The 21,018-nt window shown below is 37.7% G+C and carries 22 protein-coding genes and 1 pseudogene; 21 read left to right on the top strand and 2 right to left on the bottom strand.

Features of this window, described 5'->3' with window-relative positions; all coding sequences use genetic code 11:
- Window positions 1–171: 171 nt before the first annotated feature.
- From FFM59_RS06505 to holA, 8 genes are all read left to right on the top strand, one after another.
- Entirely contained in the window at window positions 172–456 is a 285-nt protein-coding gene (locus FFM59_RS06505) for a YlbG family protein (RefSeq protein ID WP_137602243.1), read from the top strand.
- On the top strand, window positions 456–1,022 hold the full coding sequence (gene rsmD / locus FFM59_RS06500) for a 16S rRNA (guanine(966)-N(2))-methyltransferase RsmD (protein WP_137602242.1): 567 nt from the start codon (window positions 456–458) through the stop codon (window positions 1,020–1,022). Before FFM59_RS06505 ends, rsmD begins: the two co-directional genes overlap by 1 nt.
- Window positions 1,019–1,501 (top strand): pantetheine-phosphate adenylyltransferase, encoded by a 483-nt coding sequence (gene coaD / locus FFM59_RS06495; protein WP_137602241.1) that lies wholly within the window; start codon window positions 1,019–1,021, stop codon window positions 1,499–1,501. Before rsmD ends, coaD begins: the two co-directional genes overlap by 4 nt.
- 28 nt (window positions 1,502–1,529) lie before the next feature.
- The gene (locus tag FFM59_RS06490; protein WP_371858085.1) at window positions 1,530–2,543 is read left to right on the top strand and encodes a SepM family pheromone-processing serine protease; all 1,014 of its coding nucleotides are present in this window, start codon (window positions 1,530–1,532) and stop codon (window positions 2,541–2,543) included.
- 50 nt (window positions 2,544–2,593) lie between these two features.
- Window positions 2,594–3,226, top strand: coding sequence for a helix-hairpin-helix domain-containing protein (locus tag FFM59_RS06485; RefSeq protein WP_137602240.1), 633 nt, complete (start codon window positions 2,594–2,596; stop codon window positions 3,224–3,226).
- Window positions 3,227–3,302: 76 nt separating this feature from the next.
- Window positions 3,303–3,782, top strand: a complete 480-nt coding sequence (locus tag FFM59_RS06480) for a ComE operon protein 2 (protein ID WP_137602239.1) — start codon at window positions 3,303–3,305, stop codon at window positions 3,780–3,782.
- Between the two features lie 192 nt (window positions 3,783–3,974).
- Complete coding sequence (locus FFM59_RS06475) at window positions 3,975–6,083, top strand: DNA internalization-related competence protein ComEC/Rec2 (protein ID WP_170175952.1); 2,109 nt, start codon at window positions 3,975–3,977, stop codon at window positions 6,081–6,083.
- On the top strand, window positions 6,053–7,078 hold the full coding sequence (gene holA / locus FFM59_RS06470; RefSeq protein ID WP_137602237.1) for a DNA polymerase III subunit delta: 1,026 nt from the start codon (window positions 6,053–6,055) through the stop codon (window positions 7,076–7,078). Before FFM59_RS06475 ends, holA begins: the two co-directional genes overlap by 31 nt.
- Before the next feature lie 86 nt (window positions 7,079–7,164).
- On the opposite strand, the gene rpsT is transcribed toward holA, so the two are convergent.
- Window positions 7,165–7,419 carry a 30S ribosomal protein S20 gene (gene rpsT / locus FFM59_RS06465; protein WP_137602236.1) on the bottom strand — a complete coding sequence of 85 codons (255 nt, stop codon included), beginning with the start codon at window positions 7,417–7,419 and terminating at the stop codon, window positions 7,165–7,167.
- A gap of 244 nt (window positions 7,420–7,663) precedes the next feature.
- Here rpsT and rpsO point away from each other — a divergent pair, with 244 nt between their 5' ends.
- The 9 genes from rpsO to FFM59_RS06420 all read left to right on the top strand — a co-directional run bounded on the left by rpsO (window position 7,664) and on the right by FFM59_RS06420 (window position 16,949).
- Complete coding sequence (gene rpsO, locus FFM59_RS06460; protein WP_137602235.1) at window positions 7,664–7,933, top strand: 30S ribosomal protein S15; 270 nt, start codon at window positions 7,664–7,666, stop codon at window positions 7,931–7,933.
- 160 nt (window positions 7,934–8,093) lie between these two features.
- Window positions 8,094–8,966 (top strand): 4-hydroxy-tetrahydrodipicolinate synthase, encoded by an 873-nt coding sequence (gene dapA, locus FFM59_RS06455; protein ID WP_137602234.1) that lies wholly within the window; start codon window positions 8,094–8,096, stop codon window positions 8,964–8,966.
- 20 nt (window positions 8,967–8,986) lie between these two features.
- Window positions 8,987–10,702: a ribonuclease J gene (locus FFM59_RS06450; protein ID WP_137602233.1), complete on the top strand. Its 1,716-nt coding sequence runs from the start codon at window positions 8,987–8,989 to the stop codon at window positions 10,700–10,702.
- Between the two features lie 77 nt (window positions 10,703–10,779).
- Window positions 10,780–11,703, top strand: a complete 924-nt coding sequence (locus FFM59_RS06445) for a hypothetical protein (protein ID WP_137602232.1) — start codon at window positions 10,780–10,782, stop codon at window positions 11,701–11,703.
- Window positions 11,704–11,887: 184 nt separating this feature from the next.
- Window positions 11,888–13,078 (top strand): elongation factor Tu, encoded by a 1,191-nt coding sequence (tuf, locus tag FFM59_RS06440; RefSeq protein ID WP_137602231.1) that lies wholly within the window; start codon window positions 11,888–11,890, stop codon window positions 13,076–13,078.
- Between the two features lie 158 nt (window positions 13,079–13,236).
- On the top strand, window positions 13,237–14,562 hold the full coding sequence (tig, locus tag FFM59_RS06435) for a trigger factor (RefSeq protein WP_137602230.1): 1,326 nt from the start codon (window positions 13,237–13,239) through the stop codon (window positions 14,560–14,562).
- 169 nt (window positions 14,563–14,731) lie between these two features.
- A complete protein-coding gene (gene clpX / locus FFM59_RS06430; protein WP_137602229.1) occupies window positions 14,732–15,979 on the top strand; it encodes an ATP-dependent Clp protease ATP-binding subunit ClpX in 1,248 nt (415 codons plus the stop codon).
- A gap of 83 nt (window positions 15,980–16,062) precedes the next feature.
- Window positions 16,063–16,656 (top strand): ribosome biogenesis GTP-binding protein YihA/YsxC, encoded by a 594-nt coding sequence (gene yihA / locus FFM59_RS06425; protein ID WP_137602228.1) that lies wholly within the window; start codon window positions 16,063–16,065, stop codon window positions 16,654–16,656.
- The gene (locus FFM59_RS06420) at window positions 16,656–16,949 is read left to right on the top strand and encodes a nucleoside triphosphate pyrophosphohydrolase family protein (RefSeq protein WP_137602227.1); all 294 of its coding nucleotides are present in this window, start codon (window positions 16,656–16,658) and stop codon (window positions 16,947–16,949) included. Before yihA ends, FFM59_RS06420 begins: the two co-directional genes overlap by 1 nt.
- A gap of 69 nt (window positions 16,950–17,018) precedes the next feature.
- Here the strand turns inward: FFM59_RS06420 and FFM59_RS10030 are convergent, their stop codons facing one another.
- Entirely contained in the window at window positions 17,019–17,162 is a 144-nt protein-coding gene (locus FFM59_RS10030; RefSeq protein WP_170175951.1) for an SPJ_0845 family protein, read from the bottom strand.
- Window positions 17,163–17,449: 287 nt separating this feature from the next.
- On the opposite strand from FFM59_RS10030, the gene FFM59_RS06415 reads away from it, so the two are divergent.
- The 4 genes and pseudogenes from FFM59_RS06415 (at window position 17,450) to FFM59_RS10160 (ending at window position 20,931) form a co-directional block, all read left to right on the top strand.
- Complete coding sequence (locus FFM59_RS06415; RefSeq protein ID WP_137602226.1) at window positions 17,450–18,196, top strand: amino acid ABC transporter ATP-binding protein; 747 nt, start codon at window positions 17,450–17,452, stop codon at window positions 18,194–18,196.
- Window positions 18,197–18,357: 161 nt separating this feature from the next.
- Window positions 18,358–19,116, top strand: a pseudogene (locus tag FFM59_RS06410) (ABC transporter ATP-binding protein).
- Between the two features lie 12 nt (window positions 19,117–19,128).
- Window positions 19,129–20,427, top strand: coding sequence for an FtsX-like permease family protein (locus FFM59_RS06405; protein ID WP_225420310.1), 1,299 nt, complete (start codon window positions 19,129–19,131; stop codon window positions 20,425–20,427).
- A gap of 114 nt (window positions 20,428–20,541) precedes the next feature.
- Window positions 20,542–20,931, top strand: a complete 390-nt coding sequence (locus FFM59_RS10160; RefSeq protein ID WP_225420309.1) for a hypothetical protein — start codon at window positions 20,542–20,544, stop codon at window positions 20,929–20,931.
- The last annotated feature ends 87 nt before the right edge of the window (window positions 20,932–21,018 follow it).

Raw genomic sequence — 21,018 nt, 5'->3', positions numbered from 1 at the left:
TTTTACTTGATAATAGAAAATGGCACCAGTATAAATTCACAAAGTGAATCTCTATCAGTACCAAATATTGTAGAACCTTTTGATTTATACTTGGTTTTGGATTTGGATAAGTCAGCAAGACAAGCCAAAGTTTGATACAATATTCGTATATAAAAAAGAGAGATGGTAATTATGGATTTTCAAATTAAACCAAGACAATCATTAATTATATACGTCAATAATATGCGCATGGTGCGACAATTAAGACGCTTCGGCAAAATTGAATATTCATCAACAAGAATGCATTACGTTATTTTGTATACTAATCAGGAACAAATTGAGGATGTACAAGAGCGAATTAACAAATTAAAATTCGTGAAACGTGTGGTTATTTCGCATTGGCCAGATGTTGATCCAACAATGTCTGATCTGAATGCGGCTGGAATTTATCATAAAATTGATGAGGATGAGAATTAATGCGTGTTGTGGCAGGAGAATTTGGTGGTCGGAAATTAAAAGCAGTTCCAGGCAATGGTACGCGACCAACTACTGACAAGGTTAAAGAAGCCTTATTTAATATTATCGGGCCCTATTTTGATGGCGGCAATAGTCTGGACTTATATGCTGGAAGCGGCGGCTTAAGTATAGAAGGCGTGTCACGCGGAATAGATAAGGCCGTGCTAATTGACATGAGCTATCAGGCCATTAAAACTATTAAAGATAATGTTAGTGTAACCAAGCAAGAAGAAAAATTTGAGATTTATAAACAAGAAGCTAGTAAGGCATTAGCAATCTTGCAACAACGCGAGATGAGCTTTGCACTGGTGTACTTGGACCCACCTTATGCTAAACAAAAAATTCTGGATAACTTGAATCAAATGGTTGAGTTAAATTTATTGGACGACGGGGCGATTATTGTTTGCGAAACCGACCAACAGGCACAATTGCCTGAAGATTTAACTGATTTTGAACTAGTTCGTCACCAGGATTACGGGATTACAGTTTTAACAATTTATCGTTATGTAGGAGGCAATGAGAGATGAAAGTAGCAATTTTTCCAGGAAGTTTTGATCCACTAACCTTAGGACATTTAGATTTAATTAAACGCGGTAGTCAATTATTTGATCAATTAGCAGTGGCAGTGATGACTAATACTTCTAAGACACCACTATTTACGGTGCAAGAACGGGTTGACCAAATTAAAGAAGCCGTGCAACAGTTACCGAACGTATCAGTGATTACCACTGAAGGATTAACGGTTGATTTGATGAATAAAATTGGGGCAGATTATTTGTTACGTGGTTTGCGTAATACGGCTGATTTCCAATATGAACGCGATATTGCGGCCATGAACTTACATCTGGATAATCAGGTAGAAACGATGTTTATGATGGCAGATCCAAAGTATCAACACCTTTCAAGCAGTTTGTTAAAAGAAGTAGCCATTTATGGAGGCAATATTGATGATTATTTACCTGGTAGTATCAGCAAACAATTAGCGGAAAAGTTACGAGGAAAATAATTTGAAAAAGCTTGCTAGATGGAAAAAAATAACGATTGGGGTTGTTGCCCTAGTCGTTTTAGCTTTCATTATGCTGTTTCCGTTGAACTCGTATATCGAAAGTCCAGGAACAGCTGATGATTTAAAGAGCTACGTGAGTGTGAATAATAAGCGAGACAAGCAATCTGGTAGTTTTATGATTACGTCGGTTTATTTACAACGCGCGCGGCCAGCCACTTATTTATGGGCGTTAGCCAATCCGCATGCCTCAATTGAAAAAGAAGATGACATTACGGGTGGTGTTAGTGACGCCACGTATGAAAAAGTTCAAAATTTTTATATGAAAAGCGCCATTAATGAATCGATTGCGACTGCCTATAAAGCAGCTGGTCAGGAATATACCAAAAAATATTTAGGTATTTATGTTCTGCAAATTACTAAGAATTCTAAATTTAAACACGACATCAAAGTAGGAGACACGGTTACCAAGGTTAATGGTCATCACTTTGATACGGCCACTGGTTATCAAAAATATATTGGTAAGCAAAAAGTGGGAACGAAGGTCACGGTTACTTATTTGCATAACGGTAAAGAAAAAACCAGTACCCAACCGTTAATTAAGTTAACTACGACTCGGTCTGGGATTGGAATTGTCTTGACTGATAATGTGAAGGTAACCACTAAAATTCCGGTTGATGTTGAGCCTGGGCAGTTAGGTGGACCTTCTGGCGGGTTAATGTTTAGTTTACAAATTTACGAGCAATTAACCGGTCAAAATTTGCGTCATGGTCAAAAAATTGCTGGTACAGGGACAATCAACCCTGATGGTTCGGTTGGTGAAATTGGAGGGATTGATAAAAAGGTGATTGCTGCCAAAAAATCAGGCGCTAAAATTTTCTTTGCCCCATACGTGAAACCGACAAAAGCATTATTGAAGTACGAAGAGCAGCATAAGACTAATTATCAATTAGCCAAAGCCACTGCCAAAAAATATGCACCAAATATGAAAGTTGTTCCAGTGAAAACTTTTGATGATGCAATTAAATATTTGCAAAATAATTAACACAATTTAGACCTCTTTTACGTATTTACTAAGTAAAGGAGGTTTTTTTGATGGAATTTATAAAAATGATTTGGGAAGATTATCGCAAATATTGTTTAATTGGCATTTGTGCCGTTGTCGCAATCGTAGTGATGCTGACTTCACAAGGTGCTAAAAATGATGAAGTTACGATTTCAGCAGAGACTAATAGTGAACAAAGTAGCAGTCAAAAAAGGTTGGCGACGCCCAATGCTGATCAACATGCGGGAGTTTATGTGGACGTAAAAGGGGCAGTCAAACGGCCAGGGGTCTATAAATTACGACAAGGATTACGTGCTCAGGATGCAATTGATTGTGCAGGTGGATTATTAACTGGGGCCGATCCAAATCACGTCAATATGGCTCAAGCCGTGACGGACCAGCAAGTTTTATATGTACCGATGCAAGGGGAAGACACCAGTCCAATCGGTGCAACAAGTAGTCAAGCGGGAGCAGACAGTACAAGTCAAGCCGCGATTGTCAATTTGAACACGGCGACTAAGGAACAGCTAACACAAATTACGGGGGTGGGGGACAAAAAAGCTGATTTAATTCTGGCATATCGGGAACAACACGGTCAATTTAAATCAATTGACGAGCTCAAAGAGGTGAGTGGCTTCGGCGATAAAAGTGTCGATAAGATCAGAGATCAACTTTCAATTTAACTGGTTTTGAAACAAGTGGTTTGATTAATCAATGTTTTTTATTATAATATATGAAAAGAAAAGAGGGTGTTAATCCATGGATACGAGAATTGATTGGGATCAATATTTCATGCTTCAGGCGGTGCTTTTAGCTTCCCGGAGCACTTGTAAACGATTATCAGTTGGCGCAACCATTGTGCGTGACAAACGAATTATCGCTGGTGGCTATAATGGTTCCGTTGCTGGGGATGAACATTGTATTGATCACGATTGTTATTTAGTCGATGGACACTGCGTGAGAACCATTCATGCTGAAATGAATGCTATTTTACAGTGTGCACGTTTTGGTGTGTCCACGGACGGCGCAGCAATTTACGTGACTGATTTTCCATGTTTGCAATGTACGAAAATGTTATTGCAAGCTGGCATCACCCAAATTAATTATTTAAGAAATTATCATAATGACGAGTACGCCATGAAATTATTAAAACTAAAAAACATTGAATTAAATCATATCAAATTAGATCAAAATGTTATCACTGAAACTAAATTAGAAGACTTTATCAGCCAAGACTAAATTAAAAATTATCTACTGTTTCCTGCGCTATGTGCGGGACTAATTTGTTCCACTTGGTTTTCAAAACAATGGTTATTACTGTGGTTCGGAGTATGGTTAATTATTCGAATCATTACCCTGAACAAGAAAAAAGTACTGTTTGTCTGTTTAATCACTAGCTTAGGTGCGGTGGGCTACTGTGGTTATTTTGCTGTGCAAATTAACAATGCCACTTTAAATAATCAACAGGATCAGTTAATTAAATTACGTGTTTATCCTGATGAGTTAAAAGTGAATGGTGACCGCTATTCAGCCATTGCCTATGACCTAAGTCATCATCAAAAGGTTCAGATGTATGGTTATATTGATTCGCAAGCTAAGCAACAGCAATTTACTAAAATCAAAGATACGACAGAATGGATTGTCCAAGGGAAACGTTCGGGCATCCTACCAGCCACGAATGAAAATCAGTTTGATTCCATCCAGTTTAACTTAACGAAACACATCTACAATCAAGTAAATATTGAAAAAATTGAGTCAATTCGACGTGCCAAAATTCCGACTAAATTGGTGTGGCAAAATCAGTGTCATCGAATTCGCATCTTTTTAATTCAATATTTTGCCAAAATACCAGCTACGACACGAGATTATTGCAATAGTTTATTAATTGGTAACTCGCCTAGTGATTTTTACGAAAAAATGTCTGGTGTTAAACAGCTCGGATTAATTCATTTATTCAGTATTTCGGGGATGCACGTAGTAATCTTCATCAGTTTATTACGGCGCTTACTGATTGAATTGCATTTTAATAAAGAATGGACCACGTGGGTATTGATCGTTGTGTTACCCGCCTATTTAATTATTGGTGGCGGATCATCTAGCTTGATTCGGTCTATCTTGATGGCCGAATTGTCTTTGTTTGGTCAAGCTAAGCTGTGTCATTTATCTAAGGTAGATATCTGGAGCCTTGGACTTCTAGGCGGCTTATTGATTCAACCTAATGTGTTACTCACGTTAGGCGGGCAGTTAAGCTACTTATTAGCATTAATGCTGCAGTTTTTACCTGACCAGCACGAATCACTGATGAATGCGGTGTTGCTCAATTTAGTTGGGCTTCCATCAATTTTATATTTCGTATTCGAATGGCATGTGTTGAGTCTATTAGCCAGCTATTTGATGATTCCATTTTTTTCAGTGGTCATTTTTCCATTAGTAATTGTTGCTGCACTTTCATTTGGCACATTGCCACAAGTGACGAATTTGATTGAGCAATGTTTGAATCTTTTTCAATTTGTGGTCAATCAAATTGGCGAATTACCAGGATTAATACATTTCGGGAAGCCACCATTGATGTTGGCAATGGGCTTATTTGTGATTAGCTTAATAGTGGTTGCGCTGCCGAAGAATCGTCGTTGCTGGTTAGGGTTAGTTGCCAGTTATTTAGCAATTTTTTGCCTGATTCATTTTCCGTTGGCAGGTGAAGTGGTCTTTTTTGATATTGGTCAAGGTGATAGTTTCCTAATCCGAACTCCATTTAATCGCAATGTTATTTTGATTGATACTGGGGGTCAATTGACCTTTCCTAAACCAAATTGGGCTAATGGCACGTCACCAACCAGTCGAGCAATGCGCGTCAGTGTCAATTATTTAAAGAGTAAGGGAATTAGTCAAATCGACACACTCTGTTTGTCGCATCAAGACACAGATCACATCGGTTATAGCTCCGACGTTTTAAAACATCTCAAAGTCAAACAAATTATTTATCCGGCGGGGATGGAATCACAAGCCAATTTTAAGCAAAAGGTCTTACCTTTGGCCCAACACCAACATAGTAAACTTGTACCGGTGACTGATAGTAGTCAAATCGCCAACTTTCCTTTACAAATATTGCATCCATTTAAGGCCGGCAAGGGTGCCAACGAAGATTCAATGGTTTTATCCGGCAAATTTGGCCACAAGCAATTTCTATTTATGGGTGATTTGGATCAAAATGGTGAAAAACAAGTTATTAAGAGATATCCTAATTTGAAAACCGATGTCTTAAAATTAGGCCATCATGGTAGTAAGACGGCATCGGCACCTAGTTTCATTAAACAAGTGCAGCCGGAAGTGGCGATTATTTCCGCCGGTCGAATGAATCGTTATGGGCACCCTAATAATAAGACCATGAAGACATTAAAGAAACAAAATGTTCCATCGCTATCGACGCAAAAGTACGGTATGATTAAATATGAATTTGATCCTTTTAATCATCAAAAATGGATTACTATCCTGAAAGGAAATGAACTGACATGGATGTTACCACCTTACGAAAACAGTTAACTTCAAAACTAGTGGGGCAAGTGTATGTAGTTTTGGGTCAACAAAGTATTTTAATGGAACAAGCCAGAGAAGCCTTTAACCAGCTGATTCCGGAAGACCAAAAAGTCATGAATGTCGGCAGCTATGATATGGAAACGACACCCCTAGCTGTGGCGCTTGATGATGCTATGTCAGCCCCATTTTTTGGTGATAAGCGGTTAGTGCTCGTCAATAAACCATATTTTTTAACTGGTGAGAATAAATCAACTAAAATTGATCACGATTTAGATAGTTTAGAAAATTATTTAACTCATCCAGAAGTTGATACAATTTTAGTGTTTATGGCGCCTTATGAAAAATTAGATGGTCGTAAAAAAATTGTTAAACAGCTCAAAAAAGTTGCTGAAGAGGTCAGCGCAGCACCATTGACTGAACAAGCAGCTCGTCAACTAGTCAAACAGCAAGTTCAAGCTGATGGTTATCAAATGGAGCAGGCAGTCTTAGATGAACTAGTCACCAGAACAAACGCGGATTATTCCTTAATGGCTGGTTCAATTTCAAAATTGGAACTATTTGATTTGCAAACTAAAAAGATTTCCTTAGACGGAGTAAGAGGCCTGGTACCACAGTCATTAGATCAAAATGTGTTTGATTTAGTGAACGCAGTCTTGGCCAAAAACAAGCAATTAGCCATTCAACACTATCAAGACTTAATTGAGAGCCAAGAGCAACCAATCATGATTAATGCAATCTTAGTTGGGCAATTTCGGTTATTAATTCAAGTGCAAGTTCTAGCTCAACGTGGGTTAAGTCAGGGTGGGATTGCATCTGAAATCAAAGCACATCCGTTCCGTGTCAAAATGGCAATGCAAACCGTCAAACGTTTTTCAACTCAATTACTTGAGCAAGCCTATGTCGGATTAGTCGATATTGAACAACAGTTAAAAACGACGACTCGGAACCCACAATTATTATTTGAACTGTTCATGTTGAAGTATGCGAAGTTAGCTTCTTAAATTGTTGATTTAAAATATTTTATAAAAAATAAAAAAAGCGTCAAACACCGAGAGATGTTTGACGCTTTATATTTCAGTTAAATTGATTATTTAGCGTAACGAGCTGACAAACGTGACTTGTCACGAGCAGCCTTGTTTGCTTTAATCAAACCCTTTGAATGGGCACGGTCAATAGCTGAGAGTGCATTCTTAAAAGTTTCTTCAAGGTTGTCTGCACCTGCAGTCTTAGCCTTTTCGAACTTCTTTACGGCTGTACGCATTGAGCTTAATTGAGAAGCATTACGTTCTTGAGCCTTTTCGTTTACACGGACACGTTTAAACGCAGATTGGATAATTGGCATGGTTTCACCTCCATGAAATATAGTTTATCTAAGCTGATTTTTTCAACACTAAACATTATACAAAATGACTCAAGTATTTGCAAGGATAGATTAGTGAAACAAACTTGCACTATTTGATTAAATACAGTATATTATTAAGAGTCAAAAAATTTTTTGACGTAACCTTTTCTCAGTTTAGCGATCCTCACCGACGTTTTACTTAGAAAATGGTCGCATTAATTATTATGAAAGGTGGGAAACTAACATGGCTATTTCACAAGAACGTAAAACTGAAATCATGACAGAATATGCTCGTCACGAAGGTGACACAGGTTCTGTTGAAGTTCAAGTTGCAGTTTTAACTGCTGACATTAACGAACTTAATGAACATTTAAGTGTTCATAAAAAAGATTTTCATTCACAACGCGGACTAATGAAAAAGATTGGTCATCGTCGTAACTTGCTTGCATATCTTCGTAAGAATGATGTTGCTCGTTACCGTGATCTAATCCAAAAATTAGGATTACGTCGTTAAGATGGGGAAGGGTTGAGCGTAGGCTCTTCCCTTTTTTTGTACATAGTAAAAAATAACTTTGCCGTAGCTAGTGATAGTTATCGCAATTTGTGAATTATGTGGTAAACTTAAATAAGTATCTATTCGGACTAATATTAATTGAATAAAGGGGAAATTTAAGATGACATTTGAGAATGTAGATTTGATGACCGCTGTTGTAACACCATTTGATGACGATAACCAATTGGATATCGCTAGATTGGAGAACGTATTAAACTATCTGATTGATAATGGTACCAAAGGATTTATTGTTGGTGGTACAACTGGTGAAACACCAACCTTGTCTCACGATGAAAAAATCACTTTGTATAAAGAAAGTGGACGCATTTTAAAGGGCCATGTACCAATGGTAATCGGTACTGGTTCAAACAACACTCAAGAAACCATTGACTTCACTAAAGAAGCTGGTGCAATTGATGGTGTTGATGCTGCGCTAGTCGTCGTACCATATTATAACAAGCCTAACCAAAAAGGAATGATTGCTCATTTCAAGGCGGTAGCTAAGGAAAGTCCTGTTCCAATTATTATTTATAACATTCCTGGACGGACAGGTGTGACGATGGCGGTTGATACTGTGATTGAATTAAGTCATGTCGACAATATTATGGGTGTTAAGCAATGTACTAACATTGATGACTTGGGTGCAATCGTTAAGGGCTCTGCTGACGGATTCTATGTTTATTCCGGCGAAGATAACTTAGCTTTAGCTACTAAAGAAATTGGTGGCTCAGGCTTAATCTCTGTTGCCAGTCATGTATTTGGTAATGAAATCAGTGAAATGTTCACTGATGTTGATAAGGGCGATGTGAAAGCAGCCGCTGCGATTCAACGTGAATTAACACCTAAAATGAATGCATTGTTTATGTATCCATCACCATCACCTGTTAAGGCAGTATTGAACTATCAAGGACACACTGTTGGGGGATGCCGTTTACCAATCTTGGCATTGGACAAAGAAGAAGAAGCAAAATTATTTAAGATTTTAGAAATCTAGAAAGATTCAAAGGTGAATTAATGAGTAACAACATTCGGATCGTTCCGATTGGGGGAGTACGTGAAAATGGGAAAAACATGTATTCTGTTGAAGTGGACGATAAAATTTTTATTTTAGACTGTGGTTTAAAATATCCAGAAAATGAGATGTTAGGAATTGACGTGGTCATTCCTGACTGGACATATTTAAAAGAAAATGCAGATCGTGTCGTAGGCGTATTTTTGACACATGGACACGCAGATGCAATTGGCGCTTTACCATATTTCTTGGATGATTTCCAAGTACCAGTGTTTGGGTCAGATTTAACAATCGCTTTGGCCAAACTTGGCGTTAAAGGCAAAAACACAGATGATTTTCACGTTGTCGATCAAAAGACAGAAATTGATTTTGACAACGTCACTGTGTCATTCTTTAAAACTACCCATACGATTACTGAATCATTGGGAATCGTTTTAAAAACTGATAGTGGAGACATAGTTTACACTGGGGACTTCAAGTTCGACCAAACTGCCTTACCAGGTTATCAAACTGACTTGGCTCGGTTAGCTGAAATTGGCACGGAAGGCGTTTTGGCACTGTTAAGTGATTCTGCTGGTGCCGAGAACTTTGGCCAAAGCGAACGCGAAAAAACAATCGCTGAATATATTGTGGAAACTTTCCGCTATTCGAAAAATCGGATTGTCGTAGCCAGTGTTGCATCGAATATCTTACGAATTCAACAAGTCTTAGATGCAGCTTCAGAAGTTGATCGTAAAGTCGTACTTTCTGGTCATGATTTAGAAAAAATTGTTAAAACGGCAATGTCATTAGGTAAAATCAAATTACCTGAAGAAAAGATTTTGATTACAATTGAAGAAGCTAACGAACTCGAAGACGAACAAGTGGTTATCTTAGAAACTGGTAAGATGGGTGAACCTATTAAATCACTACAAAAGATGGCTAATGGCGATGACAAGGACGTTAAATTAGGACCTAATGATCTGGTCTTTATTACTACAACTCCTTCAAACGCAATGGAAACGACCGTTCAAAAAACTCGAGACATGATTTATCGTGCCGGGGCAGAAGTGAAATCTATCTCTGATGATCTTCAACCTTCAGGTCATGCGAGCCAAAATGATTTACAACTGATGTTGAACTTCATGAAGCCAAAATATTTCATTCCTATTCAAGGCGAGTATCGTTTATTGAGTCAACATGCAAAACTAGCTGAAGAAGTTGGCATTGATCCAGAAAATATCTTTATCACATCCAAGGGTGATGTCCTTGATTTTAATGGTAAAGAAATGCATCTGGGAGATAGTGTTGAAGTTGGCGACACGATGATTGATGGTATCGGCGTTGGGGACATTGGAAATATCGTCCTTCGAGACCGTCGTGTCTTGGCTGAAGATGGTATCTTTGTCGTTGTAGTAACTATTGATCGTCGCAAGAAAAAAATTGTGGCACAACCAAAAATTACTTCACGCGGATTTGTTTTTGTTAAGACGAACCGTGAATTAATGAATCAAAGCGCCAAACTTGTTGAAGAAACTGTTCAAGATAATTTAGATAACAAAGAATTTGATTGGGGACATCTAAAACAAGATGTGCGAGACAAATTAAACCGTTTCTTATTTGAACAAACCAAGCGTCATCCAGTGATTCTTCCAGTCATCATGGAAGTCAATCAACATGCACGTAAAATCAACAAGAAAAAACCTAAGCAACAAGAAAAGCAAACAGAATCAGAATAATAAATAGCTAAGTTTGAAGGACTGTCAGCAAAACATTAGTTTTGTCGCAGTTCTTTTTCTTTAAGGAAGTGACATGAATGGATGATAATCAGTTAAAAATGTTGGAAGATGCGAAAATTGCTATCACAAATGAAAATTGGGGGACAGCCAGCGATTTACTGGAAACCCTATATCAAGAAACCCCAGATGAAGAAGTTAATAAATTATTGGTGCAGTCGTTATACGAAGATGAACAGTATCAAACTGCCTTAACCTATGCCTTAGAATTTGAAACTCAATATTTGAGTGATTCAACAACCGTTGAATTAATCATCGCAGTTTTTTTAGCAACGAATCAATTTATCCGTGCGCGAGTATTTGCAAATTCAGTTGAGTTTGCCCACAGAGTTAAATTAATTGCACAAATAACACGGGCGGAAGAACAGGCGGAGCTTGATTTAACCGAAACCATCGCCACGAATGCTAAACATTTTTATCATCTGGGTGATGCAACCTTTGCTGAACAAAAGCAACGATTTGAAAATGCGTATCAATTACCACTCAATGAGTACGTCAAAGGGGCGGCATTTTTGTTAAGAGATGCTTACACGAGTATTCTGATTCGGTCTTCAATTGTACAAATTTTACAACAACTTCAATTAGATCAAGATTTAAAAATGTTGTGGATTGATGACCAGGAGCACAAATTTAATGCAGTCAAAGTCACTCCGTTAGATGAAAATCCAATTTATCTCAATGTGAACCAATTATTTAGGGATTTGATGGGTGATGATGATCCAGTATTACTCAATGGCTTATTACAAGAATTTAAGTTGCAAATGGTCTTTAGTTATCCGTTTATTGAGAAAGTCGTAGTGGATTACCGGGTTTGGGTGGAAATTTCCATTAAAAAAATAAAGAACCAGGAAATTTCTGAAGTGGCTCCTGAAATCGAGTCAATGCTGGTATGGCAAAAAACTTTAAGTGACTTGGCTGAGCAGCTTTTTCGCAATATGGGTTAAAAAGTTTGGATTTTATTGTTTACAAATAAATTTGTACTGTATATAATGGTTAAGGTTTCTTCTTGAAGCGTCGTAAATGACTTTTAATTATCGAGGGGAAGTAGTATAATCTTTATTAAAGGTGTGTCAGTTGCAACCGAGTGGCTGACATCATACTTACACAATTATCTGGAGGGTTTTAATAATGGCAGAAAAAGAACATTATGAACGTACAAAACCCCATGTTAACATTGGTACTATTGGCCACGTTGATCATGGGAAAACAACTTTAACAGCAGCTATCACAGCAGTGTTAGCTACTAAGGGATTGGCTGAAGCTGCAGACTTTGCAACTATTGATGCTGCTCCTGAAGAAAAAGAACGTGGTATCACTATCAACACTGCCCACGTTGAATATGAAACTGAAAAGCGTCACTATGCCCATATCGATGCACCTGGACATGCTGATTACGTTAAAAATATGATCACTGGTGCTGCACAAATGGATGGTGCCATCCTTGTTGTTGCCGCAACTGATGGTCCTATGCCACAAACACGTGAACATATCCTTCTTGCTCGCCAAGTTGGTGTTGATTACATCGTTGTATTCCTTAACAAGACTGATCTTGTTGATGATGACGAATTAGTTGACTTAGTAGAAATGGAAGTACGTGAATTACTTTCAGAATACGATTTCCCTGGTGATGATATTCCTGTTATCCGTGGATCAGCTCTTAAAGCACTTGAAGGCGATCCAGAACAACAAAAAGTTATCATGGAACTTATGGATACTGTTGACTCATACATTCCAACTCCAAAACGTGATACAGACAAGCCATTCTTGATGCCTGTTGAAGATGTATTCACTATTACTGGTCGTGGTACTGTTGCTTCTGGTCGTATCGATCGTGGTGAAGTACACGTTGGTGATGAAGTTGAAATCGTTGGTCTTCATGATGACGTTACAAAGACTACAGTTACTGGTCTTGAAATGTTCCGTAAGACTCTTGATGCTGGTGAAGCCGGAGACAACGTTGGTGCATTGCTTCGTGGTATTAGCCGCGATCAAATCGAACGTGGACAAGTTTTGGCCGCTCCTGGCTCAATCAAGACTCACAAAACTTTCAAAGCGGAAGTTTATATCTTGACTAAAGAAGAAGGTGGACGTCATACTCCATTCTTCTCAAACTACCGTCCTCAATTCTATTTCCATACTACTGACGTTACCGGTGTTATCGGTTTGCCAGACGGTGTAGAAATGGTTATGCCTGGTGATAACGTTACATTTGATGTAGAACTTATCAACCCAGTTGCTATTGAAAAGGGTCTTAAGTTTACTGTTCGTGAAGGTGGCCATACTGTTGGTGCCGGTGTCGTTTCAGAAATCGAAGACTAATATATAAGTATTTAAATCAAACTTGGTAAACTTTGTTTACCAAGTTTTTTTTGTATTTAACTTTCAAATGTTTACTTTTTTCGTTCGATACGGTAGACTTAACAGGTATGAAAAAAAGTATTTTAAATAAATGATTAATAGTGTATGGAGGAAACAACATGTCAGCAAAATGGGAACGCGATAGCGAAACCAACCAAGGAACATTAACATTTGATATTGATGTTGATACAATTAAGAAAGGAATCGATTCAGCTTTTGCTAAAGCCAAAAAGACTTTGGCAGTTCCTGGATTCCGTAAAGGCAAGATGCCTCGCCAAATCTTCAACCAAATGTATGGTGAAGAAGCTTTGTATCAAGATGCCTTGAACATCGTTTTACCAGAAGCTTATGAAGCTGCTATTAAAGAAGCTGGCATCGAACCAGTTGACCAACCACACATCGATGCTGAAAGCATGGAAAAAGATCAACCATGGGTATTAAAAGCCATCGTCACTGTTAAGCCAGACGTAAAACTTGGTGAATATAAAGGATTAACTGTTCCTAAGCAAAGCACTCGTGTTTTAGTGAAGGAAGTTGATGCAGAACTTGAAAAACAACGTCAACAACAAGCTGAACTTGTGCTTAAAGAAGACAAAGAAGCTAAAAATGGCGATACAGTTGTGATTGATTACTCTGGTTCAATCGACGGTGAAAAGTTTGATGGCGGTTCTGCCGATAACCACTCACTTGAATTAGGATCAAACTCATTTATTCCTGGCTTTGAAGATCAATTAGTTGGTCATAAAGCTGGTGAAGATGTTGAAGTTAAAGTGACTTTCCCAGATGATTACCAAGCTAAAGAACTCGCTGGTAAAGAAGCTATTTTCGCAACTAAGATTCATGAAGTTAAGGAAAAACAACTTCCTAAACTTGATGATGAATTCGCCAAAGATGTTGATGAAGACGTTGACACCCTTGATGAATTAAAAGACAAGATTAAAGCTAACTTAAAAGAACAAAAAGAAACACAAGCTAAGGAAGCCATTGAAGAAGCTGCTATTGGCCAAGCTGTTGATAACGCTGAAATCAAAGAAATCCCACAAGCTATGTTGGATGATGACACTAATCGTCAAATGCAACAATATTTAGCTAACATGCAACAACAAGGTATCAATCCTGAAATGTACTTCCAAATCACTGGTTCTTCACAAGAAGATTTGCAAAAACAATTTGCTGGTGATGCAGAACGTCGTGTCAAGACTAACCTTGTCTTGGAAGCTATTGTTGAAGACGCAAAAATTGTTCCTACTGATGATGAAGTTAAAGCTGAAATTACAGACTTAGCTGCTCAATACGGTATGGAAGAAGACGCTGTTGAAAAAGCACTTTCTCGTGAAATGTTAGCACATGACATTGCGATTAAGAAAGCTGTTGATATCGTTCGTGATTCAGCCAAACAAGAAAAGACAGCAAAAAAAGCTGCTGATAGTGAAGACAAGAAATAACATTTTGTTATAAATAATAATTCACTAAAAAAGTGGGCTGTTCCAAAACTTTTGTTTTGGTGCAGCTCATTTTTTACCTTATAATCTAGTCGTGAGTCAATTGTTCGTAAAGTTGTCTCAGATTTGATATGATTGTATAGATGAAAACAATAAGAGGGGGAATCTGATAATGTTTGAAGATACTACTGGAGTGGATTCCGTAAATTGTTCATTCTGTGGTAAATCACAAGATCAAGTGAAAAAAATTGTCGCTGGTCCTGGGGTTTATATTTGTAATGAATGTATTGATTTATGTAAAGAAATTATTGATGAAGAAATTGCTGAAGATTCTGCAGCTTCATTTTTAGATGTACCAACACCAGCTGAAATTGTTGGCAAATTGAACGATTACGTGATTGGCCAAGAAGATGCTAAGAAAACTTTGTCAGTGGCAGTTTATAACCACTACAAACGTGTTAATGCAATGCTTGATGATCATGAGGACGGTACAGAATTACAAAAAAGTAATATTAGCTTGATTGGACCTACTGGGTCAGGTAAAACTTATTTAGCTCAGTCATTAGCTCGAATCTTGAATGTTCCGTTTGCAATTGCAGATGCTACCACGTTAACTGAAGCAGGATACGTTGGAGAAGATGTTGAAAATATTATTTTGAAACTACTCCAAGCAGCTGACTATGATGTTGAACGTGCTGAAAAAGGCATTATCTACATTGACGAAATCGACAAGATTGCTAAGAAGAGTGAAAATGTCTCAATTACGCGGGACGTTTCCGGTGAAGGGGTTCAACAAGCCCTATTGAAAATTCTTGAAGGCACAATTGCTAATGTTCCGCCTCAGGGTGGCCGTAAGCATCCGCAACAAGAATTCATTCAGATTGATACCAAAAACATTTTATTCATCGTTGGTGGTGCTTTTGATGGCATTGAATCGATTGTTAAAGATCGACTCGGTGATAAAACGATTGGATTCGGTAGTAACTCACGAGAAATTGATGACGTGACTGAAAAGAATGTTCTACAGCATGTTAATACTGAAGATATGTTGAAATTTGGATTGATACCCGAGTTTATCGGACGTCTGCCAATCTTAACTGCACTTCAGTTACTCGATGAAAATGATTTGGTACGCATTTTAACTGAACCTAAAAATGCTTTGGTTAAGCAATATCAACGCCTCATTAAGCTCGATAATTGTGACCTTGAATTTACAGATGGGGCACTAAAAGCAATGGCTAGGTTAGCAATTGAACGTAAGACTGGTGCTCGTGGACTCCGTTCTATCATTGAAGATGTGATGCGTGACGTGATGTACGAATTACCAAGCCGCGAAGATGTTGTTAAAGTGGTGATTAACAAGCGCAATGTTGTAAATGGATCAGAACCAGAATATATTTTAAAAGAAAAAGCATCATAACATGTTATACTAAATGATGTTGATTGGGGGCCCTTGATCGGGTCTCTTTTATTGTAAAAAAGTCGCAGTGGAGGTTACACAACATGGAAGTTCATGAAGTTGAAATTGTAATGAGTGCCGTTTCGGAAACACAGTACCCAACAACCGGATATCCAGAAATTGGATTGGTTGGTCGCTCAAATGTGGGGAAATCATCCTTAACGAATGTACTGATTAATCGAAAGAGTTTGGCGAGAACATCCAGTCAGCCTGGAAAAACGCGGACTTTGAACTTTTATGAAGTGGAACATCAATTGTATTTTGTGGATGTCCCAGGATATGGGTACGCTAAGGTTTCCAAAAAAGAACGTGAAAAATTTGGTGAAATGATTGAGCATTATTTGACGTCTCGCCAACAATTGCGCGGTGTGATTCAATTAGTTGATTCACGGCATGAGCCATCGGCTGACGATATTTCAATGCATGAATGGTTGAGATATTACGATATTCCAGTGTTGGTGGTTGGTACTAAGGTTGATAAAATCAAACCTGGTGTCCGCAATAAAGCAGAAAGCCAAATCAGAAAATCCTTAAATATGGATGGAGATACAGAACTGGTCCTCTTTTCTGCCGAAACCAAGTTTGGTAAAGAAAAAGTTTGGGATTGGATTGAACAACATATTGGGGGAGTCGAATAATGGAATTTAATGAATATCAAAAAGCTGCCAACCGAACGCTTTACGGAAATGAACAAGTTTTGACTAATTGTGCCTTGGGATTAGCTGGTGAAACTGGTCAAGTAGTTGATCTAGTTAAAAACTATACCTTCAGAGGCCAAAAACTCGACAAAGAAGAGCTGAAACACGAAATGGGTGACGTTCTCTGGTATCTTTCTCAAGTCGCAGAATGGGCCGATATTTCCTTTGAAGAGATTGCTCAAACAAACATTAAAACATTAAATGATCGTTATCCGGACGGTTATCGAGATTAACTAAAAAAAGCTAGTCCAGCTCATAATTATGAGTTGGACTAGCTATTTGTTTGAATAGAAACTATAAGTCTACTTGTCAGTAGTTTTCTTTTCGTCTTTGGTTTCTTTTTCGTTTTTGTCTTTAGGTTTCTGTTCTGTTTTTGGTTTTGGTTCTGAGGCAAATTTGGCGAACATTTCGTCTAAATCTTCTTTACGGTTTGCTAATAATCCCATATTATTTGTCCTTTCGGTATCTTTATTGTGTTAAATCATAGCATGATAAGCCAAGATTGTAAATTAAATAGAAATCTTGATTATGTATTATGGTACAAGAATAATGTTGTTAAATGTTGAATAATATTCAAAGGTACCATGAATATTATGCAGTTATATTCGCATATTTCACATATTTCTGCATAAAATATGGATATAAAGAAAAGTTATTGAATAAACAAACAATAAATAGTATAATAACTTACATTGAAACGGGCAATATATAAATTGCCGAGGAGGAACTGAAAATGGAAACTCAACCAGTAATTAAAATTGATAAGCTACAAAAAGTTTATGGCAAAAATGCTGTCTTAAAGGATATTTCAGAAGAAGTTAAATCTGGAGAAGTGATTTGTGTCATTGGACCCTCAGGAGCAGGTAAATCAACCTTTTTACGTTGTCTCAATTTATTAGAAACACCAACAAGTGGATCTGTATTGTTTGAGGGCACTGATTTAACCACCCTTGATGAAAAGCATGTTAATCAGTTACGTGAAAAAATGGGGATGGTTTTCCAAAGCTTCAACTTATTCCCAAATATGACAGTGATTGAAAATCTTAAATTGGCACCCAAAAAAGTTAAAAATGTCTCAGATGAAGAAGCCACAAAAAGTGCGAAAGAATTATTGGAAAAAGTTGGTATGTCTGATAAGGCAGATGCTTACCCAGTCAGTTTATCTGGTGGACAACAGCAACGGGTTGCAATCGCGCGCGCACTGGCTATGAATCCAGAAGTAATGTTATTTGATGAACCTACTAGTGCTTTAGATCCTGAAATGGTTGGTGAAGTTTTGAAAGTTATGCAAGACTTAGCCGACGAAGGCATGACAATGGTCGTGGTCACACACGAAATGGGCTTTGCTAAGAGTGTGGCAGATACAATTTGGTTCATGGCGGATGGATATATTCAAGAATCCGCAGATCCAGAAACATTTTTCTCAAACCCTAAAACTGATCGTGCTAAAGACTTTTTGGAAAAGATTTTGGAAGCCTAGGCTTATAATTAACTACACCGTTAAAACTAACGATGTGGTTATTTTTTTTGAAAAAGTTTGTAAAATTATCTGAAAGTGGATATAGTGTAATAGTAAACTAATACACTATGAAATATTGCATTAGGAATTAAATATACTATTAAAAAACGGGGATGAAAAACATGGACAAATCAAATGTTGTTGAAGTGCAAGATGTTACCAAAACGTATGGTAAGAAAAACGAGAAACAGTATCAAGCTTTGAAAGGCGTTAGCTTTGAAGTTGAATCTGGTGAATTTGTTGGGATTATGGGAGCCAGTGGATCCGGTAAAACCACCTTATTGAATATTTTAAGCACGCTTGATCAACCAACCAGTGGTTCTGTTCTGATTAATGGTAGTGATGTGACGTAATTAAAGGGCAATCAACTTGCTGATTTTCGTGCCAGTCAAATTGGCTTTATTTTCCAAGATTTTAACTTGTTGGAAAGTTTGACCGCACGTGAAAATATCGCATTACCATTATCATTACAAAGTGTTTCACCAAAACAAATTAATCCAAAAGTTGAAGAAATTGCTGCTACTTTGGGAATTGAACAAATTTTGGATTCATATCCAACCGAAGTCAGTGGTGGGCAAAAGCAACGAATTGCGGCTGCTAGAGCTTTGGTACACAATCCAGCAATTTTGTTTGGTGATGAACCAACTGGGGCTTTGGATTCACAAAGTGCCACAGAATTATTAGATACAATGCATGATTTAAATGAACAACACGCCGTATCAATTTTACTGGTAACTCATGATCCATATTCGGCTAGCTATGCGAAACGCATTTTGTTTATTAAAGATGGTCAAATTGGTACTGAACTCGTTCGTGGTGACAAGTCACAACAAGATTTCTATAAAGAAATCCTTGATGAACTTGACACTTTTCAAGATTAGGAGGCAGGATTAATGTTAAATAAACTTGCCTTAGCCGGAATTAAAAATCGATTACGTGATTATATTGTTCTGTTTTCTGGCTTGATTATCAGTAGTGCAATTTTTTATATGTTTATGGCGTTAGCTACAAACAAATCTTTTATTACCAATAATGCTGCAGGTGCAAATGCCAAAATTGTCTTTATGTTTGGTGCCATCTTATTGATGGTGATTACCTTCGTATATGTGTCGTATGCCAATACATTTTTATTGTCGATGCGCAAACGGGATTATGCCACATTTATGATGTTAGGCGCTAAAAGTTCTAAAATTAGCCAATTAATCTTTGTTGAAACTCTCATCATTGGGGTCGTCGCAACTGTCATCGGAGCGGTAGTTGGAGTTGGATTAACGGCTGGTGTCGGGAATGCATTGATTAAAATGATTGGTGTCTCTGCTGGAAACTTCAGTGCCTTTTATTTTCCAGCCATCATTGATACGTTGATTTTCTTCATTGTGATTTTCTTCTTGGCTGCGTTAGTTAACGCATCTAAAATGCGTCAAACGCCGATCTTAGAATTATTACATTCAAACCAAACCCCAACCCGTAACAAGGCTAAATGGGGAGTTCAGCTACTTCAAACAATTGTGGGTCTCATCTCTTTAGCGGTGGGCTATTGGGCCATGGCTGCGATTGAAACGTTACAGTTACTGTCGATTCCGATTGCGCTTCTGACCATCGTCATAGGCAGTTATTTACTGTTTAACGCCGTGGTGATTGTGGTCATCAACTTGCTCAAACGTAACGTTAAGTTTGCCAATAAAGGCTTACGGAATTTTACCCTGTCACAATTAAGTTTCCGAGTCCATTCATACACTATGATTTTATCTGTCGTCTCAATTTTGTTTGCCTTAGCTTTAGGGGCGATTACGGTGGGGATGAATTTCAAAAGCCAAATTCCTGAAATTACCAGTCGTTCTGCAACATATGATGTTGTCACTCATACGCACAATCAAAAAATGAACCAATTAACCGATCAGTTGACTGGAGTTAAAAGTAGTGCGACCCATGAATATAAGGTGGAAGGTAACACTGTTTACTTTATTGGCTCTGAATTTGATAAATCACCAATGCTTTATCCGAAGCGGGATAGTAAGGGTATGGCGATAAACAAATATGAAAAGATCACGCCTGCAACGTTGAGTGAAAAGCCAGAATCTTACTCATATGAAGTAATTAGATTAACTAATGTCAAAAATGATACTGCTAATCATCAAATGAAATTTGTGACGCAGGCTGAATTGAATCAGATGAGTGGTGCAACGCAATAACTGACTACGTATCGACTCAAAGATTTTGAGGCTAATCTGACAGTTGCAAAGAAAATTCAAAACTATGAGAATGAGTTATTCTCAAACAGCGGACGTTTGAGCAGCAAGTACACAATGTATCAATTGTATCTTGGACTCTTCGGTGGGCTCGCCTTTATGGGTTACTTCTTGGGCTTAGCATTCTTAGCGATGCTAGCAAGTACCTTGATGTTCAAAATTTTAGCAGGTGCTGATTATGACAAGGGACGTTATCATATGCTTAATAGAATGGGCGTTCGTCCATCATTATTGAAAAAATCAATTCGAAGCGAATTAGCTGTACTGTTTGGATTACCAGCGGTCTTGGGTGTCGTTCACGTCTTGTTTGGACTGCAGATGTTCAAAGTATTGTTGATTGATCCATACAATGGAATCCTAATCCCATTTGTGGCGTTTATCGTCATCTATCTGATCTACTATGTAATTACAGTGTGGTTGTACGAAAAAATTGTTATGACCGACTAGTTGATAAAATAAAAAGTGGCTGGGAAAAAACTAATTCCAGACTATAAAAAATAAAGGGACTTTGGAAAAACACTCCAAAGTCCCTTT

The sequence above is a fragment of the Paucilactobacillus nenjiangensis genome (assembly GCF_005405445.1).
In the GTDB taxonomy this organism is placed as follows: Bacteria; Bacillota; Bacilli; order Lactobacillales; family Lactobacillaceae; genus Paucilactobacillus; species Paucilactobacillus nenjiangensis.
Note: the sequence above shows the minus strand (reverse complement) of the source record. Positions and strands in the feature narration are given on the sequence as shown.

Bases quoted from the DNA above. Each gene is read 5' to 3' on its own strand.
- FFM59_RS06505 (WP_137602243.1), top strand. From the start codon at position 172: ATGGATTTTCAAATTAAACCAAGACAATCATTAATTATATACGTCAAT.
- rsmD (WP_137602242.1), top strand. From the start codon at position 456: ATGCGTGTTGTGGCAGGAGAATTTGGTGGTCGGAAATTAAAAGCAGTT.
- coaD (WP_137602241.1), top strand. From the start codon at position 1,019: ATGAAAGTAGCAATTTTTCCAGGAAGTTTTGATCCACTAACCTTAGGA.
- FFM59_RS06485 (WP_137602240.1), top strand. From the start codon at position 2,594: ATGGAATTTATAAAAATGATTTGGGAAGATTATCGCAAATATTGTTTA.
- FFM59_RS06480 (WP_137602239.1), top strand. From the start codon at position 3,303: ATGGATACGAGAATTGATTGGGATCAATATTTCATGCTTCAGGCGGTG.
- holA (WP_137602237.1), top strand. From the start codon at position 6,053: ATGGATGTTACCACCTTACGAAAACAGTTAACTTCAAAACTAGTGGGG.
- rpsT (WP_137602236.1), bottom strand. From the start codon at position 7,419: ATGCCAATTATCCAATCTGCGTTTAAACGTGTCCGTGTAAACGAAAAG.
- rpsO (WP_137602235.1), top strand. From the start codon at position 7,664: ATGGCTATTTCACAAGAACGTAAAACTGAAATCATGACAGAATATGCT.
- dapA (WP_137602234.1), top strand. From the start codon at position 8,094: ATGACATTTGAGAATGTAGATTTGATGACCGCTGTTGTAACACCATTT.
- FFM59_RS06450 (WP_137602233.1), top strand. From the start codon at position 8,987: ATGAGTAACAACATTCGGATCGTTCCGATTGGGGGAGTACGTGAAAAT.
- FFM59_RS06445 (WP_137602232.1), top strand. From the start codon at position 10,780: ATGGATGATAATCAGTTAAAAATGTTGGAAGATGCGAAAATTGCTATC.
- tuf (WP_137602231.1), top strand. From the start codon at position 11,888: ATGGCAGAAAAAGAACATTATGAACGTACAAAACCCCATGTTAACATT.
- tig (WP_137602230.1), top strand. From the start codon at position 13,237: ATGTCAGCAAAATGGGAACGCGATAGCGAAACCAACCAAGGAACATTA.
- clpX (WP_137602229.1), top strand. From the start codon at position 14,732: ATGTTTGAAGATACTACTGGAGTGGATTCCGTAAATTGTTCATTCTGT.
- yihA (WP_137602228.1), top strand. From the start codon at position 16,063: ATGGAAGTTCATGAAGTTGAAATTGTAATGAGTGCCGTTTCGGAAACA.
- FFM59_RS06420 (WP_137602227.1), top strand. From the start codon at position 16,656: ATGGAATTTAATGAATATCAAAAAGCTGCCAACCGAACGCTTTACGGA.
- FFM59_RS10030 (WP_170175951.1), bottom strand. From the start codon at position 17,162: ATGGGATTATTAGCAAACCGTAAAGAAGATTTAGACGAAATGTTCGCC.
- FFM59_RS06415 (WP_137602226.1), top strand. From the start codon at position 17,450: ATGGAAACTCAACCAGTAATTAAAATTGATAAGCTACAAAAAGTTTAT.
- FFM59_RS06405 (WP_225420310.1), top strand. From the start codon at position 19,129: ATGTTAAATAAACTTGCCTTAGCCGGAATTAAAAATCGATTACGTGAT.
- FFM59_RS10160 (WP_225420309.1), top strand. From the start codon at position 20,542: ATGTATCAATTGTATCTTGGACTCTTCGGTGGGCTCGCCTTTATGGGT.